This window comes from Pseudomonas lactis (assembly GCF_001439845.1).
GTDB classification, from domain to species: domain Bacteria; phylum Pseudomonadota; class Gammaproteobacteria; order Pseudomonadales; family Pseudomonadaceae; genus Aquipseudomonas; species Aquipseudomonas lactis.
The window spans coordinates 348042-361595 of record NZ_JYLO01000002.1; the positions used below are offsets into that span (position 1 = coordinate 348042).

At 60.2% G+C, this 13554-nt stretch carries 12 protein-coding genes; all 12 read left to right on the plus strand.

Translation table 11 applies throughout. The features are described from left to right. Positions 1–30 precede the first annotated feature (30 nt). The 12 genes from TX24_RS04470 (at position 31) to fliG (ending at position 13553) form a co-directional block, all read left to right on the plus strand. Positions 31–960, plus strand: coding sequence for a ketoacyl-ACP synthase III (locus TX24_RS04470; RefSeq protein WP_003192977.1), 930 nt, complete (start codon positions 31–33; stop codon positions 958–960). A 401-nt stretch (positions 961–1361) separates the two neighbouring features. Next, entirely contained in the window at positions 1362–3077 is a 1716-nt protein-coding gene (locus TX24_RS04475; protein ID WP_057709777.1) for a flagellin N-terminal helical domain-containing protein, read from the plus strand. Positions 3078–3153: 76 nt separating this feature from the next. After that, positions 3154–3501 carry a flagellar protein FlaG gene (locus tag TX24_RS04480; protein WP_057709778.1) on the plus strand — a complete coding sequence of 116 codons (348 nt, stop codon included), beginning with the start codon at positions 3154–3156 and terminating at the stop codon, positions 3499–3501. 82 nt (positions 3502–3583) lie between these two features. Beyond that, positions 3584–4951, plus strand: a complete 1368-nt coding sequence (gene fliD / locus TX24_RS04485) for a flagellar filament capping protein FliD (RefSeq protein WP_057709779.1) — start codon at positions 3584–3586, stop codon at positions 4949–4951. A 128-nt stretch (positions 4952–5079) separates the two neighbouring features. After that, a complete protein-coding gene (fliS, locus tag TX24_RS04490) occupies positions 5080–5469 on the plus strand; it encodes a flagellar export chaperone FliS (RefSeq protein WP_014719355.1) in 390 nt (129 codons plus the stop codon). 25 nt (positions 5470–5494) lie between these two features. After that, on the plus strand, positions 5495–5791 hold the full coding sequence (fliT, locus tag TX24_RS04495) for a flagellar protein FliT (protein ID WP_003192968.1): 297 nt from the start codon (positions 5495–5497) through the stop codon (positions 5789–5791). A gap of 169 nt (positions 5792–5960) precedes the next feature. Next, entirely contained in the window at positions 5961–7433 is a 1473-nt protein-coding gene (locus tag TX24_RS04500) for a sigma-54 dependent transcriptional regulator (protein WP_003192966.1), read from the plus strand. Between the two features lie 110 nt (positions 7434–7543). Further along, on the plus strand, positions 7544–8755 hold the full coding sequence (locus TX24_RS04505; protein WP_057709780.1) for a sensor histidine kinase: 1212 nt from the start codon (positions 7544–7546) through the stop codon (positions 8753–8755). A gap of 4 nt (positions 8756–8759) precedes the next feature. Continuing rightward, the gene (locus tag TX24_RS04510) at positions 8760–10139 is read left to right on the plus strand and encodes a sigma-54-dependent transcriptional regulator (RefSeq protein ID WP_003192962.1); all 1380 of its coding nucleotides are present in this window, start codon (positions 8760–8762) and stop codon (positions 10137–10139) included. A gap of 283 nt (positions 10140–10422) precedes the next feature. Then, positions 10423–10752: a flagellar hook-basal body complex protein FliE gene (gene fliE / locus TX24_RS04515; RefSeq protein ID WP_003192959.1), complete on the plus strand. Its 330-nt coding sequence runs from the start codon at positions 10423–10425 to the stop codon at positions 10750–10752. 16 nt (positions 10753–10768) lie between these two features. Then, the gene (fliF, locus tag TX24_RS04520; protein ID WP_003192958.1) at positions 10769–12544 is read left to right on the plus strand and encodes a flagellar basal-body MS-ring/collar protein FliF; all 1776 of its coding nucleotides are present in this window, start codon (positions 10769–10771) and stop codon (positions 12542–12544) included. Continuing rightward, positions 12537–13553 (plus strand): flagellar motor switch protein FliG, encoded by a 1017-nt coding sequence (gene fliG, locus TX24_RS04525; RefSeq protein WP_003192957.1) that lies wholly within the window; start codon positions 12537–12539, stop codon positions 13551–13553. Before fliF ends, fliG begins: the two co-directional genes overlap by 8 nt. Position 13554 lies beyond the last annotated feature (1 nt).

The following is a 13554-nucleotide window of genomic DNA, read 5'->3' on the forward strand; positions in this document are numbered from 1 at the left end:
TCTCCAGCTATTTAGTATTGGGAAGCCACAATGATTGGCATAAAAAGCATCGCCAGTTACGTGCCGGCAGACGGGATCGATAACTACGCCCAGGGTGCCAAATTCGCCAAGGATGAAGAGTTCATCATCGGCAAGATCGGTTCGGCGTTTCTGCCGCGCAAGGAAGCTGCACAGGAAACGTCCGACCTGTGCGTCGAAGCCGTCAACGCATTGTTCGCCAATAACCCGGATTTGAAGCGCGAGTCCATCGACGCGCTGATCGTCGTCACCCAGAACGGCGATGAAGAGGGCTTGCCCCACACCGCCGCTATCGTCCAGGACAAACTGGGCCTGCCGACTCACGTGGCCGCCTTCGATATCTCCCTGGGCTGCTCCGGCTACGTCTACGGCATCTACGCGATGAAGGGCTTCATGGAAGCCGCCGGCCTGAAAAACGGCCTGCTGATCACCGCCGACCCGTACTCCAAGATCGTCGACCCGGAAGACCGCAACACCACCATGCTGTTCGGCGATGCCGCCACCGCCACCTGGATGGGCGAGGACGCGCCATGGCTGCTGGGCAAATCCAAGTTCGGCACCGACGGTTCCGGCGCACCGCACCTGAAGGTCAGCGACGGCGTGTTCTTCATGAACGGCCGCCAGGTGTTCAACTTTGCTTTGCTCAAGGTGCCGGCGCACTTGCACGAGCTGCTCAATGAGTCGGACCTCAAGGCTGATGACATTGACGCGTTCTGCATTCACCAGGGCAGCGCGGCCATCGTCGACGCCGTGGCGCGCCGCTTTGAAGAAGCGCCGGTGGACAAGTTCATCAAGGACATGGTCGAGACCGGTAACACCGTGTCGTCGAGCATCCCGCTGCTGCTGGAAAAGCATGTGATGGACGCCACCTGGAAGCGCGTGGCAATCAGCGGCTTTGGCGTAGGCCTGTCGTGGGGCTCGGCGATTCTCTATCGTCCGTGATGCTTTAGCCGCTGCACAAAAAGCGCCGATGATCCCACGATCATCGGCGTTTTTTTTGCGCCCCCCCCCTGTAGGAGCGAGCTTGCTCGCGAAGAACGTTAACGATAACGCGGGCATTCAGAATGCACGCTGCGTTCTCAGGTTCTTCGCGAGCAAGCTCGCTCCTACAAGGGGGGATGTCTTGAAGGCGAAGTTTTGGCGCCAGTAACCCGTGATTACGGGCGTTTCACGCCTCTATAAGGCCTTGAAATACAAGGGCTGGCACAGGGCTACTAAAAAAAATCAAAAAAATCCTCAAGCAACCGGCTACCACGACGATAACTATTACGTAGGTTCTCTAGGCCACACCCGGCGGTCGCCAGGGCCGGAAGCCGCAGTATCCAAACCACGAGGATTTCGTCATGGCATTATCAGTAAACACCAACATCACCTCCCTGGGTGTCCAGAAGAACCTGAACAAAGCTTCCGACGCTCTGAGCCAGTCGATGAACCGTCTGTCCTCCGGCCTGAAAATCAACAGCGCCAAAGACGACGCTGCCGGCATGCAGATCGCTAACCGTCTGAACAACCAGGTCAAAGGCCTGAACGTTGCCATCGCCAACGCCAACAACGGCGTGTCGATTGCCCAGACTGCTGAAGGCGCGATGCAAGAATCCACCAACACCCTGCAGCGTCTGCGTGAACTCGCCCTGCAAGCGGCCAACGGTGATAAAAGCGACGCTGACCGTGTTTCCCTGCAGCAAGAATTCACCGCTAAAGTGGGCGAGCTGAACCGTATCGCCAGCACCACCACCTTCGGTGGTCGTAACCTGCTCGACGGCTCGTTCAGCAACGTAGCGTTCCAGATCGGCGCCAACGCCAACGAGACTATCTCGTTCGGTATGACCGATATCAGCTCGACTGCGCTGAAGGGTAACTACAAAGAAGCTGCTGTAGATGGCACTGCAATGACAGGTCTGGCTGCAACTGCTACTGGCTCGGTATTGGGTGACAAAGCTGTTAAAACAGGTACCGCTGCTACTGCCGCCGTTGCTACTGATGCCTTCACTATCAACGGTGTAGATATCAAGCTGACCGGCACCGCAGCTGGTGGTCCTGGCGGTACGTCGGCTGTTGCCGATATCAACGCTAAAACAGCTCAGACCGGCGTAACTGCCAGCACTGATGCTGCTGGTATTGTTACTCTGACCTCGAAGAATGACATTGTTCTTGGCGCTTCAGCTACTGTCGGTGCTACTGACGGTCTGGCCAAGCTGGGCTTCGGTGCTGCGGGTACTACCGCTGCCGTGCCTACTACGCTCACTAGCGACATTGGTACTGCAGGCGCTATCTCCGTTAATGGTAACGCTGTCACTTGGGGCGCTACTGACGACCTGACTGCCATCCTGGGTAACATCGCTACTGCTGCTGGTACCGGTGCGACCGCAGTGTTCGCAGACGGTCGCGTTAAAGTGACTTCTGGTAACGGTGAAGATATTAAGCTGGCTAACACTTCCAGCGGTTCGCTGTCGCAACTGGGTCTGTCGGCTGGTACTACTCAAGCCAAATTGACCGCTGACACTTCCATCGACGTAAACGGCGTTGAAGTTAAGTTCAAGAAGGGCGACACCGCTGACGCGATCGTTTCCTCGATCAACAGCGCGAGCACCGGTGTTCAAGCCAGCAAAAACGCTGACGGTACCCTGAACCTGTTCGCTGACAAAGACATCACCATCAAGGACGGCAGCGCCGGTACTGGCCTGGCTGCATTGGGTCTGACCGCTGTTGCTGCGGCCGGCACTAAGTCCGCCGTCACCATGGAAACCAGCGTTTCCGACCTGAGCATCCTGTCTGCCGCTTCTTCGCAGCAGGCCATCCAGGCTCTGGACGACGCCATGCAGCAAATCGACAGCCAGCGTTCGCAGCTGGGTGCCGTACAAAACCGCTTCGCCAGCACCGTGGCCAACCTGCAGAGCATTTCGCAGAACTCCTCCGCTGCCAAAGGCCGCGTAGAAGACGCTGACTTCGCTTCTGAAGCCGCTGAGCTGACCAAGCAACAAACCCTGCAACAGGCTTCCACTGCGATCCTGTCCCAGGCCAACCAACTGCCATCGTCTGTTCTGAAGCTGCTTCAGTAATAGCGCTAGCGGTTAAATAACGGGAGGGTGCGTTTAACAACGTGCCCTTCCGTTTTTTCAGTTTGGAGGTGGTGACATGGACATGAGCATCAAGCTGACCTCGTCTTACCCCGCAGGCACGGCCCCGGCCAACCTTGGCGCAGTGGTGACCCAGGCCAAGCCTGTGGCCAGCAATGAGCCGAGCAAAAGTGAAGAGCCTCAGCGCGTTGCGCTGGAAAAGGCTGTTACCGATATGCGTGAGTTTGTGCAGGCTTCACAGCGCAACCTGGATTTTTCCATCGATGACTCTACCGGCAAGGTAGTGGTCAAGGTGATCGCCACTGACAGTGGTGAAGTGATTCGACAGATTCCATCGGAGACCGCGCTGAAATTGGCGCAGAACCTGAGCGATGCCGGCAGCCTGTTGTTTGATAGCAAGGCTTGAGTTGGCACGAAACATGTTTCTGATTGCGGTCTAGGCGTATAAGCGCCAAAAAACGGCCGCTGCAGGACAAGGAGAATGGCAAATGGCTAGTTCAACGATTTCCGGCCCAGGTTCGGGCTACGACACCCAAGCAATCGTCAAGGCGCTGGTCGGTGCCGAGCAGGCGCCCAAGCAGGCTCAGATCACCAACGAGCAGAAGAAAGCCACCGTGCAGTTGTCTGCCGTGGGCTCGGTCAAGACGGCGTTGGAAGCCTACCAGGCGGCGATCACCAAGTTGAACAATGCTTCGGCCTTCAACGGGCTGGCGGCGACTTCTTCGGAAGAGAAAAACGCCAAGGTCACCCTGACTGACGGTGCATCCAGCGGCAAGTACCTGTTGAAGATCGCCAACCTTGCGACCGCCTCGAAAGTCACCACGGCGGTGAACGCGGAGGGCGCGTCGGGCAAGGCCAACAGCACCGACGAAGACCAGACGCTGACCATCAACCAGTCGGGCAAAAGCTACGACGTGGTGATCCCTGGTGGCGCGACCTTGCAACAGGTGCGCGAGTCGATCAATACCCAGCTCTCGTCCCAAGGCATCAGTGCCAACGTACTGAGTGACTCCAATGGCGCACGGCTGGTACTCACCTCGACCAATATGGGTGAAGGCACCGACATCACCCTCAGCGGTGATTCGCAACTGGCTACCGGGTATGACAAAGGTACGCCGCCGACCAACGCCAAGTACTCCATCGACGGCATTGATATGTCATCGACCAGCAACAAGATCACCTCGGCGATCAGCGGCGTGACCCTGGACCTGTTGGACACGGTAGACATCACCAAGCCGACCACCATCACCGTGGCCAGCAACACCGACACGCTGAAAACCTCGGTGCAGTCCTTCGTCAGCGCCTACAACACGCTGATGACGGCGATCAATACCCAAACCAAGGTCACTGCCACCGGTGATGCCTCCACCACCACCGCAGGTGCGTTGACCGGCGATGCGTCGATGCGTCAATTGGTGAACAGCCTGCGTTCCGAGTTGGTCAACGGCTCCGGCGCGGGCACCATGACCAGCCTGGCGCAGATGGGCATTACCACCGACCAGAAAACCGGCCTGCTGAGCCTGGATGACAAAACCTGGGACAAGGCCGTGGTCAAGGGCGCTGGCGACATTGCCAAGCTGTTCACCGGCGACTCGGGCTTGATCACCCGCATGAACAAGGCGACCAACAGCTATGTCGGCACCACCGGCACCCTGGCGACCCGGGCCACCGATCTCAACAACAAGTTGACCGACTTGACCAAAGAGACCGATGACCTCACGCGGCGCATGGATGCCTTGCAGAAGTCCCTGACCGCCAAGTACACGGCGATGGACACCATGATCGCGCAGATCAACGCCAGCAGCTCCAGCATCCTGACCACCCTCAACTCGCTGAACAATCCTAAGTCGAACTGATGAGCGGTGCGCGCCAGGGCCCTGTCCAGGGGCTCTCGCGCAGGGTGCTGGATTAAAGTTTTTATCGCCGTGGTCGAAAAACTGGTTAAGCAAACCTATTCGATTGTCGCCAGTAACGAGGTAGCAACATGAACCCGATGAGAGCCCTTCGCCAGTACCAGAAGGTCAATGCCCACGCTCAGGTCTCCGAAGCCAGCCCGCACCGCCTGGTGCAGATGCTAATGGAAGGTGGCCTGGATCGCATGGCCCAGGCCAAGGGGGCGTTGAGTCGCGGGGACATCGCGCAAAAGGGCCTGATGCTGGGCAAGGCGATCGAAATCATTTCGGGCCTGCGCGATGGCCTGGAGCCTGAGAAAGCCGAAGATCCGGCCGCGATCCAGCGTCTGGATGCGTTGTATAACTACATGGGCAATCGCCTGGTCGAGGCCAACCGAGTCAATGATGTCGAGATGATCGACGAAGTCGCCCGTCTGCTGATCACCGTCAAGACCGGCTGGGATGCCATCGCTCCACAATAAGGCCGATCGCCTTGAGGTACACATCATGAGCCACGCACTGCAACGCATCGACGAAACCCGCGAAGCCCTGATCGGCGCGCTGGCCGAGCGCAACTGGGAAGCTGTCGGCGAGTTGGACCTGGGGTGTCGAGCGGTGATTGATGAGGTGCTCAGCGAGGCGCCGGTAGATGAGGATGCACTGCGCGAAAAGCTGGAAAGCCTGCTGGTGGTGTATCGGCAGTTGCTGGAGGTGACGACCGGCGAGCGCCAGGCGATTTTCGAAGAGATGTCGCAGATCAACCAAGCGAAAAATGCGTCAAAGGTTTACCATCTGTTCGGTTGAACGGGCGCAGTTAATCCGAACGGCGCGTCATATATTTGACTGTGCCAACATTTTTGACTTAACTAGTGCTGTTTTCAGATTTCAGACGTCTAGAAGGTAAGAAATCTTACAGACGTCTAGATTGCCCTCATTCCGGGGCAGGAAGTTTTACTAGGGAAGTTGCTATTGCATGTGGCGTGAAACCAAAATTCTGCTGATCGATGACGATAGCGTCCGCCGCCGCGATTTAGCGGTGATTTTAAATTTTCTCGGTGAAGAAAATTTACCCTGCGGCAGCCACGATTGGCAGCAGGCGGTCAGCTCGTTGTCGTCGAGCCGTGAAGTCATTTGCGTATTGATCGGGACGGTAAACGCTCCTGGCGCAGTTCTGGGCCTGTTAAAGACACTGTCTACCTGGGATGAGTTCCTTCCGGTGTTGCTGATGGGCGATATTTCTTCCGTGGACCTGCCGGAAGACCAGCGCCGCCGTGTGCTTTCCAACCTGGAAATGCCGCCCAGCTACAGCAAATTGCTCGATTCCCTGCACCGCGCCCAGGTCTATCGTGAGATGTACGACCAGGCCCGCGAGCGCGGCCGTCACCGTGAACCCAACCTGTTTCGCAGCCTCGTCGGCACCAGCCGTGCCATCCAGCACGTGCGCCAGATGATGCAGCAAGTGGCCGACACCGACGCCAGCGTGCTGATCCTCGGCGAGTCAGGCACCGGCAAGGAAGTGGTCGCGCGCAACCTGCACTATCACTCCAAGCGCCGCGACGGGCCCTTCGTGCCGGTCAACTGCGGGGCGATCCCGGCAGAGCTGCTGGAAAGCGAATTGTTCGGCCACGAGAAGGGCGCCTTTACCGGGGCGATCACCAGCCGTGCCGGGCGCTTTGAGCTGGCCAATGGCGGCACCCTGTTCCTCGACGAAATCGGCGACATGCCGCTGCCGATGCAGGTCAAGCTGCTGCGCGTATTGCAGGAGCGCACCTTCGAGCGCGTGGGCAGCAACAAGACCCAGAGCGTGGACGTGCGCATCATTGCAGCCACCCACAAGAACCTCGAAAGCATGATCGAGGTTGGCAGCTTCCGCGAAGACCTGTACTACCGCCTCAACGTATTCCCTATCGAGATGGCCCCGCTGCGTGAGCGCGTGGAAGACATCCCGTTGCTGATGAACGAACTGATCTCGCGCATGGAGCACGAAAAGCGTGGCTCCATTCGCTTCAACTCCGCGGCAATCATGTCCCTGTGCCGCCACGGCTGGCCGGGCAACGTCCGCGAACTGGCCAACCTGGTGGAGCGCATGGCGATCATGCATCCGTACGGGGTGATCGGCGTGGTCGAGTTGCCGAAGAAATTCCGCTACGTCGACGACGAAGACGAGCAGATGGACAGCCTGCGCAGCGACATGGAAGAGCGCGTGGCGATCAACGGGCATACCCCGGACTTCGGCGCCACCGCGATGTTGCCGCCCGAAGGCCTGGACCTCAAGGACTACCTCGGCAACCTGGAACAAGGGTTGATCCAGCAGGCCCTGGACGATGCCCATGGTATCGTGGCCCGCGCCGCCGAGCGCCTGCGCATCCGTCGTACCACCCTGGTGGAGAAGATGCGCAAGTACGGTATGAGCCGCAAAGAAGGTGATGAACAGGCGGATGATTGACGCCTGTTTTTCAACTACTTGATTTATAGCTAGATTTTTTTCGGCACGGGTATTGCTACAGCCCTCGCAACGTTCCGTTTAACTGACGGTCAGCCAAGCGAGAGAGCATCATGCCCCACGCCGCCCAACTATCTTCGGCCCCTGCCATCCAGGGGCTGGTTTCGCCTGTAGAACCGCCAACCCGCCAGGGCCTGGAGCACGCGTTCTCGCAGTTCAACCAGATGTCGAGCCAGCTGACCGACTCCTACAGCCTGCTTGAGGCTCGGGTTTCCGAGCTTAAAGGCGAATTGGCGGTGGTCAGCGCCCAGCGTATGCAAGAGCTGGCCGAGAAAGAGCGCCTGGCCAACCGCCTGCAAAACCTGCTCGACCTATTGCCCGGTGGCGTGATTGTCATCGACGACCAGGGCCGTGTGCGCGAAGCCAACCCGGCAGCCTGCGACCTGCTCGGCCTGCCGCTGGAAGGCGAGCTGTGGCGTGAAGTCATCACCCGCTGTTTTGCCCCCCGTGAAGACGACGGCCACGAAGTCTCCCTCAAGGACGGGCGTCGGCTGTCCATCGCCACCCGTTCCCTGGACGCCGAGCCGGGCCAGCTTGTGCTGCTCAATGACCTGACAGAAACCCGGCACCTGCAAGATCAACTGGCGCGCCATGAGCGGCTGTCGTCCCTGGGGCGTATGGTCGCTTCCTTGGCGCATCAGATTCGTACGCCGTTGTCGGCGGCATTGATCTACGCCAGCCATTTGACTGACGAGCAATTACCGGCGGCCACCCACCAACGCTTTGCCGGGCGCCTCAAGGAGCGCCTGCATGAGTTGGAGCACCAAGTGCGCGACATGCTGGTGTTTGCCCGTGGCGAACTGCCGCTGACCGATCGCGTTACACCTGCCGGCTTGATGCAGTCCCTGCAAGCGGCAGCGGCGATCCATGTGCAGGAGGCCAACCTGCGCTGGCAGTGCGACAGCCATCAGGGCGAATTGCTGTGCAACCGCGACACCCTGGTGGGCGCGCTGCTCAACCTGATCGAAAACGCCACCCAGGCCAGTGGCCCCGGGGCGCGCCTGAAAGTGCACCTGTACACCCGCGGGCAAACCCTGCGCCTGTGCGTCAGCGACAGCGGCAGCGGTATCGCCCCGCAGGTGCTGCAACGTCTGGGCGAGCCGTTTTTTACCACCAAGACCAACGGCACTGGCCTGGGCCTAACGGTGGTCAAGGCCGTGGCCCGTGCCCATCAGGGACAATTGCAGCTGCGTTCCCGCGTGGGGCGTGGCACCTGTGCATTGATGAGCTTGCCGCTGTTTACCAGTGCGGCAAGCGCGGAGTAAGAGGATGAAAACTATCAAGGTTTTATTGGTGGAAGACGATCGCGCCCTGCGTGAAGCATTGGCTGACACGCTGCTGCTAGCGGGCCATGACTACCGTGCGGTCGGCTCTGCCGAGGAAGCCTTGGAGGCGGTCGAACAGGAAACCTTCAGCCTGGTGGTCAGCGACGTCAACATGCCCGGCATGGACGGCCACCAGTTGCTCGGCCTGCTGCGGGTGCGCCAGCCGCAACTGCCGGTGCTGCTGATGACCGCCCATGGCGCGGTGGAGCGGGCGGTGGATGCCATGCGTCAAGGCGCAGCCGATTACCTGGTCAAGCCGTTCGAACCCAGGGCGTTGATCGAGCTGGTGGCCCGGCATGCCCTCGGCGTGATGCCCGCAGCCGACGGCGATGGCCCGATTGCCTTTGAACCGGCCAGCGCGCAATTGCTGGAACTGGCAGCGCGGGTAGCGCGCAGTGATTCCACCGTGCTGATTTCCGGCGAGTCCGGCACCGGTAAAGAAGTGCTGGCGCGGTATATCCACCAGCAATCGGGCCGTGCCAAGCAACCGTTCATTGCGATCAACTGCGCGGCGATCCCCGACAACATGCTCGAAGCTACCTTGTTTGGCCATGAAAAGGGCTCGTTCACCGGCGCCATCGCGGCCCAGGCCGGCAAGTTCGAACAGGCCGACGGCGGCACCATCCTGCTCGACGAAATCTCGGAAATGCCCCTGGGCCTACAAGCCAAGTTGCTGCGCGTATTGCAGGAGCGTGAAGTAGAGCGCGTGGGTGCACGCAAGCCGATCCAGCTGGATATCCGCGTGGTCGCCACCACCAACCGCGACCTCGCGGGCGAAGTAGCGGCGGGGCGCTTTCGTGAAGACCTGTTCTACCGGCTGTCGGTGTTCCCGCTGGCCTGGCGCCCATTGCGCGAGCGCCCGGCGGATATCATCCCCTTGGCCGAGCGCCTGCTGAACAACCACGTCAAAAAAATGAAGCATGCCCAGGCGCGTTTATCACCCGAGGCCCAGGCGTGCCTGGTCAGTTATCCATGGCCGGGCAACGTGCGCGAGCTGGACAATGCGATCCAGCGTGCGTTGATTTTGCAGCAGGGCGGTTTGATCCAGCCGCAAGACTTTTGCCTGGCCATGGGCAATGGCGCTGCGCCGCTGCCGAGCCTGGCCCCGGCTCCCGTGGTCGCCGAGGCAGAATCGGCCGGAGCCCTGGGCGATGACCTGCGCCGCCGTGAATTCCAGATGATCATCGACACCCTGCGCGCCGAGCGCGGCCGCCGCAAAGAAGCGGCCGAGCGCCTGGGCATCAGCCCGCGCACCTTGCGCTACAAGCTGGCGCAGATGCGCGATGCCGGGATGGACGTGGAAGCCTATCTTTTCGCCACCTGACCTCGCGCCAATCCCGTGTGTAGGAGCGAGCTTGCTCGCGAAGAGTCCATAGGCGCCGCGGGCATTCTGGAAGCGCGCGTTATCGTTGACGTTTTTCGCGAGCAAGCTCGCTCCTACAAAAAAACGTGCGGGAAGAAGGGCGCAAAAAACTTGCGGTAACAAGTTCGACAAGCTTTGTCGCCTTTTCTTACGAGTTGCTCCAGAGCTGGCACCCTTGTTGCTACCACCCCTGGTAACCGCTGCGTAGTGTCAAAAAATTGCGGGTCGTCGGAGAGAGAAGGTCATGAGCCAGGGTATTGAGTTCAATCGGTTGATGTTGGATATGCGCGCCATGCAAATGGATGCCATGGCTCAACCGAAATCCGTCGCGCCAGCGCCGGAATTGGGCCAAAGCAATTTTGCCGACATGCTCGGTCAGGCAATCAATAAAGTCAGCGATACCCAGCAGGCGTCCAGCCAGTTGGCGACGGCCTTCGAGATCGGTAAAAGCGGCGTGGACCTCACCGATGTGATGGTCGCTTCGCAGAAGGCCAGCGTGTCCTTCCAAGCCTTGACCCAAGTGCGTAACAAGCTGGTTCAGGCGTATCAAGACATCATGCAGATGCCGGTTTAAGGACGAGATTTAAGTCATGGCTGAAGCAGTCTCCGACAACCTCCCCGCCAAGGCCGACGGCAAGCCGCCGTTGTTTGGCCTGTCGTTCCTGGAAAACCTCTCGGAAATGACCATGCTGCGTCAGGTGGGCCTGATGGTGGGCCTGGCAGCCAGCGTGGCGATTGGTTTTGCCGTGGTGCTGTGGTCGCAGCAACCCGATTACCGCCCCCTGTACGGCAGCCTGTCGGGCATGGATTCCAAGCAGATCATGGAAACCCTCGCCGCCGCCGACATCGCCTACACCGTGGAGCCCAACTCCGGCGCCTTGCTGGTCAAGGCCGATGATGTGGCCCGTGCACGGATGAAGCTGGCCGCCGCTGGCGTGGCGCCGTCCGACAGCAATATCGGTTTTGAAATCCTCGACAAAGACCAGGGCCTGGGCACCAGCCAGTTCATGGAAGCCACCCGTTATCGTCGTGGTCTGGAAGGCGAACTGGCGCGCACCATTTCCAGCCTGAATAACGTCAAGGCTGCCCGTGTGCACCTGGCGATTCCGAAAAGCTCGGTGTTCGTGCGTGACGAACGCAAGCCCAGCGCCTCGGTCTTGGTCGAGTTGTTTGCTGGCCGCTCCCTGGAGCCTGGTCAGGTACTGGCGATCGTCAACCTGGTGGCCACCAGTGTTCCCGAATTGAGCAAGTCGCAAATCACCGTGGTGGACCAGAAGGGCAACCTGCTGTCCGACATGGCCGAAAACTCCGCGCTGACCCAGGCCGGCAAGCAATTCGACTACAGCCGCCGCATGGAAAGCATGCTCACCCAGCGCGTGCATAACATCCTGCAACCGGTACTGGGCAACGACCGCTACAAGGCTGAAGTGTCGGCCGATGTGGATTTCAGCGCCGTCGAGTCCACTTCCGAGCAGTTCAATCCCGACCAACCGGCCCTGCGCAGCGAGCAGTCCACCAGCGAACAACGCACTGCCAGCAATGGCCCCCAAGGTGTGCCGGGTGCCCTGAGCAACCAGCCACCTGCGCCGGCCTCGGCCCCGCAAACCACCGGTGGCGCCGCCGCTACCGCTGGGGCGATCCAGCCTGGCCAGCCGCTGTTGGACGCCAACGGCCAACAGATCATGGACCCGGCCACCGGCCAGCCGATGCTTGCGCCATACCCTGCGGACAAGCGTAACCAGTCCACCAAGAACTTCGAACTCGACCGTTCCATCAGCCACACCAAGCAGCAGCAGGGCAAGATCAATCGCCTGTCGGTGTCGGTGGTGGTCGATGACCAGGTCAAGGTCAACCCTGCGGACGGCGCGGTGACCCGTGCGCCGTGGACAGCTGACGAACTGGCGCGCTTCACCCGCCTGGTGCAAGACGCCGTTGGCTTCGATGCCAGCCGTGGCGACAGTGTCAGCGTGATCAACATGCCGTTCTCCGCCGAGCGCGGTGAAGTCATCGCTGACCCGGCGTTCTACACCCAGCCGTGGTTCTGGGACATCGTCAAGCAAGTGCTCGGGGTGTTGTTCATCCTGGTGCTGGTGTTCGGCGTATTGCGCCCGGTGCTCAACAACATCACCGGCGGCAGCAAGAAGCAACTGGCGCTGGCCGGTGGCGACGTCGAGTTGGGTGGCATGGGCGGCCTGGACGGCGAACTGGCCAACGACCGGGTCAGCCTCGGCGGCCCGCAAAGCATCCTGTTGCCAAGCCCGAGCGAAGGCTATGACGCTCAGTTGAACGCAATCAAGAGTCTGGTGGCAGAAGACCCGGGCCGTGTGGCCCAGGTCGTGAAAGAGTGGATTAACGCAGATGAATGATCGAGCCGCTGTGGCCAAGCTGTCCCGGGTCGACAAAGCCGCCGTGCTGCTGCTGTCCCTGGGTGAAACCGACGCGGCCCAAGTGCTGCGCCACATGGGCCCTAAAGAGGTCCAGCGAGTGGGCGTGGCCATGGCGCAGATGCGCAATGTGCACCGCGAGCAAGTCGAGCAGGTGATGAGCGAGTTCGTCGAGATCGTCGGCGACCAGACCAGCCTGGGCGTCGGTTCCGACAGCTACATTCGCAAGATGCTCACCTCGGCCCTGGGCGAAGACAAGGCCAACGGCCTGATCGACCGCATCCTGCTGGGTGGCAACACCAGCGGCCTGGACAGCCTCAAGTGGATGGAGCCGCGCGCAGTGGCCGACGTGATCCGCTACGAGCACCCACAGATCCAGGCGATCGTGGTGGCCTACCTGGACCCGGACCAGGCCGGCGAAGTGCTCGGCCACTTCGACCATAAAGTGCGCCTGGACATCATCCTGCGCGTGTCGTCGCTCAACACCGTGCAGCCGGCGGCGCTCAAAGAACTCAACACCATTCTGGAGAAGCAGTTCTCCGGCAATTCCAACGCCTCGCGTACCACCCTGGGTGGCATCAAGCGCGCGGCCGACATCATGAACTTCCTCGACAGCTCGGTGGAAGGCCAGTTGATGGACTCGATCCGCGAGATCGACGACACCCTGTCCGGCCAGATCGAAGACCTGATGTTCGTGTTCAACAACCTGGCCGATGTCGACGACCGTGGCATCCAGGCGCTGCTGCGCGAAGTGTCCTCGGACGTGCTGGTGCTGGCGCTCAAGGGCTCGGACGAAAACGTCAAAGAAAAGATCTTCAAGAACATGTCCAAGCGCGCCTCGGAGCTGTTGCGCGACGACCTGGAAGCCAAGGGCCCGGTGCGCGTCAGCGACGTGGAAACCGCCCAGAAGGAAATCCTCACCATTGCCCGCCGTATGGCCGAAGCCGGAGAAATCGTTCTCGGCGGGAAGGGCGGCGAAGAAATGATCTAAG

Excerpts from the sequence above, each read along its gene's own strand:
- TX24_RS04475 (WP_057709777.1), top strand. The coding sequence starts at position 1,362 with ATGGCATTATCAGTAAACACCAACATCACCTCCCTGGGTGTCCAGAAG.
- fliF (WP_003192958.1), top strand. The coding sequence starts at position 10,769 with ATGGCTGAAGCAGTCTCCGACAACCTCCCCGCCAAGGCCGACGGCAAG.
- fliE (WP_003192959.1), top strand. The coding sequence starts at position 10,423 with ATGAGCCAGGGTATTGAGTTCAATCGGTTGATGTTGGATATGCGCGCC.
- TX24_RS04470 (WP_003192977.1), top strand. The coding sequence starts at position 31 with ATGATTGGCATAAAAAGCATCGCCAGTTACGTGCCGGCAGACGGGATC.
- TX24_RS04480 (WP_057709778.1), top strand. The coding sequence starts at position 3,154 with ATGGACATGAGCATCAAGCTGACCTCGTCTTACCCCGCAGGCACGGCC.
- fliD (WP_057709779.1), top strand. The coding sequence starts at position 3,584 with ATGGCTAGTTCAACGATTTCCGGCCCAGGTTCGGGCTACGACACCCAA.
- fliS (WP_014719355.1), top strand. The coding sequence starts at position 5,080 with ATGAACCCGATGAGAGCCCTTCGCCAGTACCAGAAGGTCAATGCCCAC.
- fliG (WP_003192957.1), top strand. The coding sequence starts at position 12,537 with ATGAATGATCGAGCCGCTGTGGCCAAGCTGTCCCGGGTCGACAAAGCC.
- TX24_RS04505 (WP_057709780.1), top strand. The coding sequence starts at position 7,544 with ATGCCCCACGCCGCCCAACTATCTTCGGCCCCTGCCATCCAGGGGCTG.
- TX24_RS04510 (WP_003192962.1), top strand. The coding sequence starts at position 8,760 with ATGAAAACTATCAAGGTTTTATTGGTGGAAGACGATCGCGCCCTGCGT.
- TX24_RS04500 (WP_003192966.1), top strand. The coding sequence starts at position 5,961 with ATGTGGCGTGAAACCAAAATTCTGCTGATCGATGACGATAGCGTCCGC.
- fliT (WP_003192968.1), top strand. The coding sequence starts at position 5,495 with ATGAGCCACGCACTGCAACGCATCGACGAAACCCGCGAAGCCCTGATC.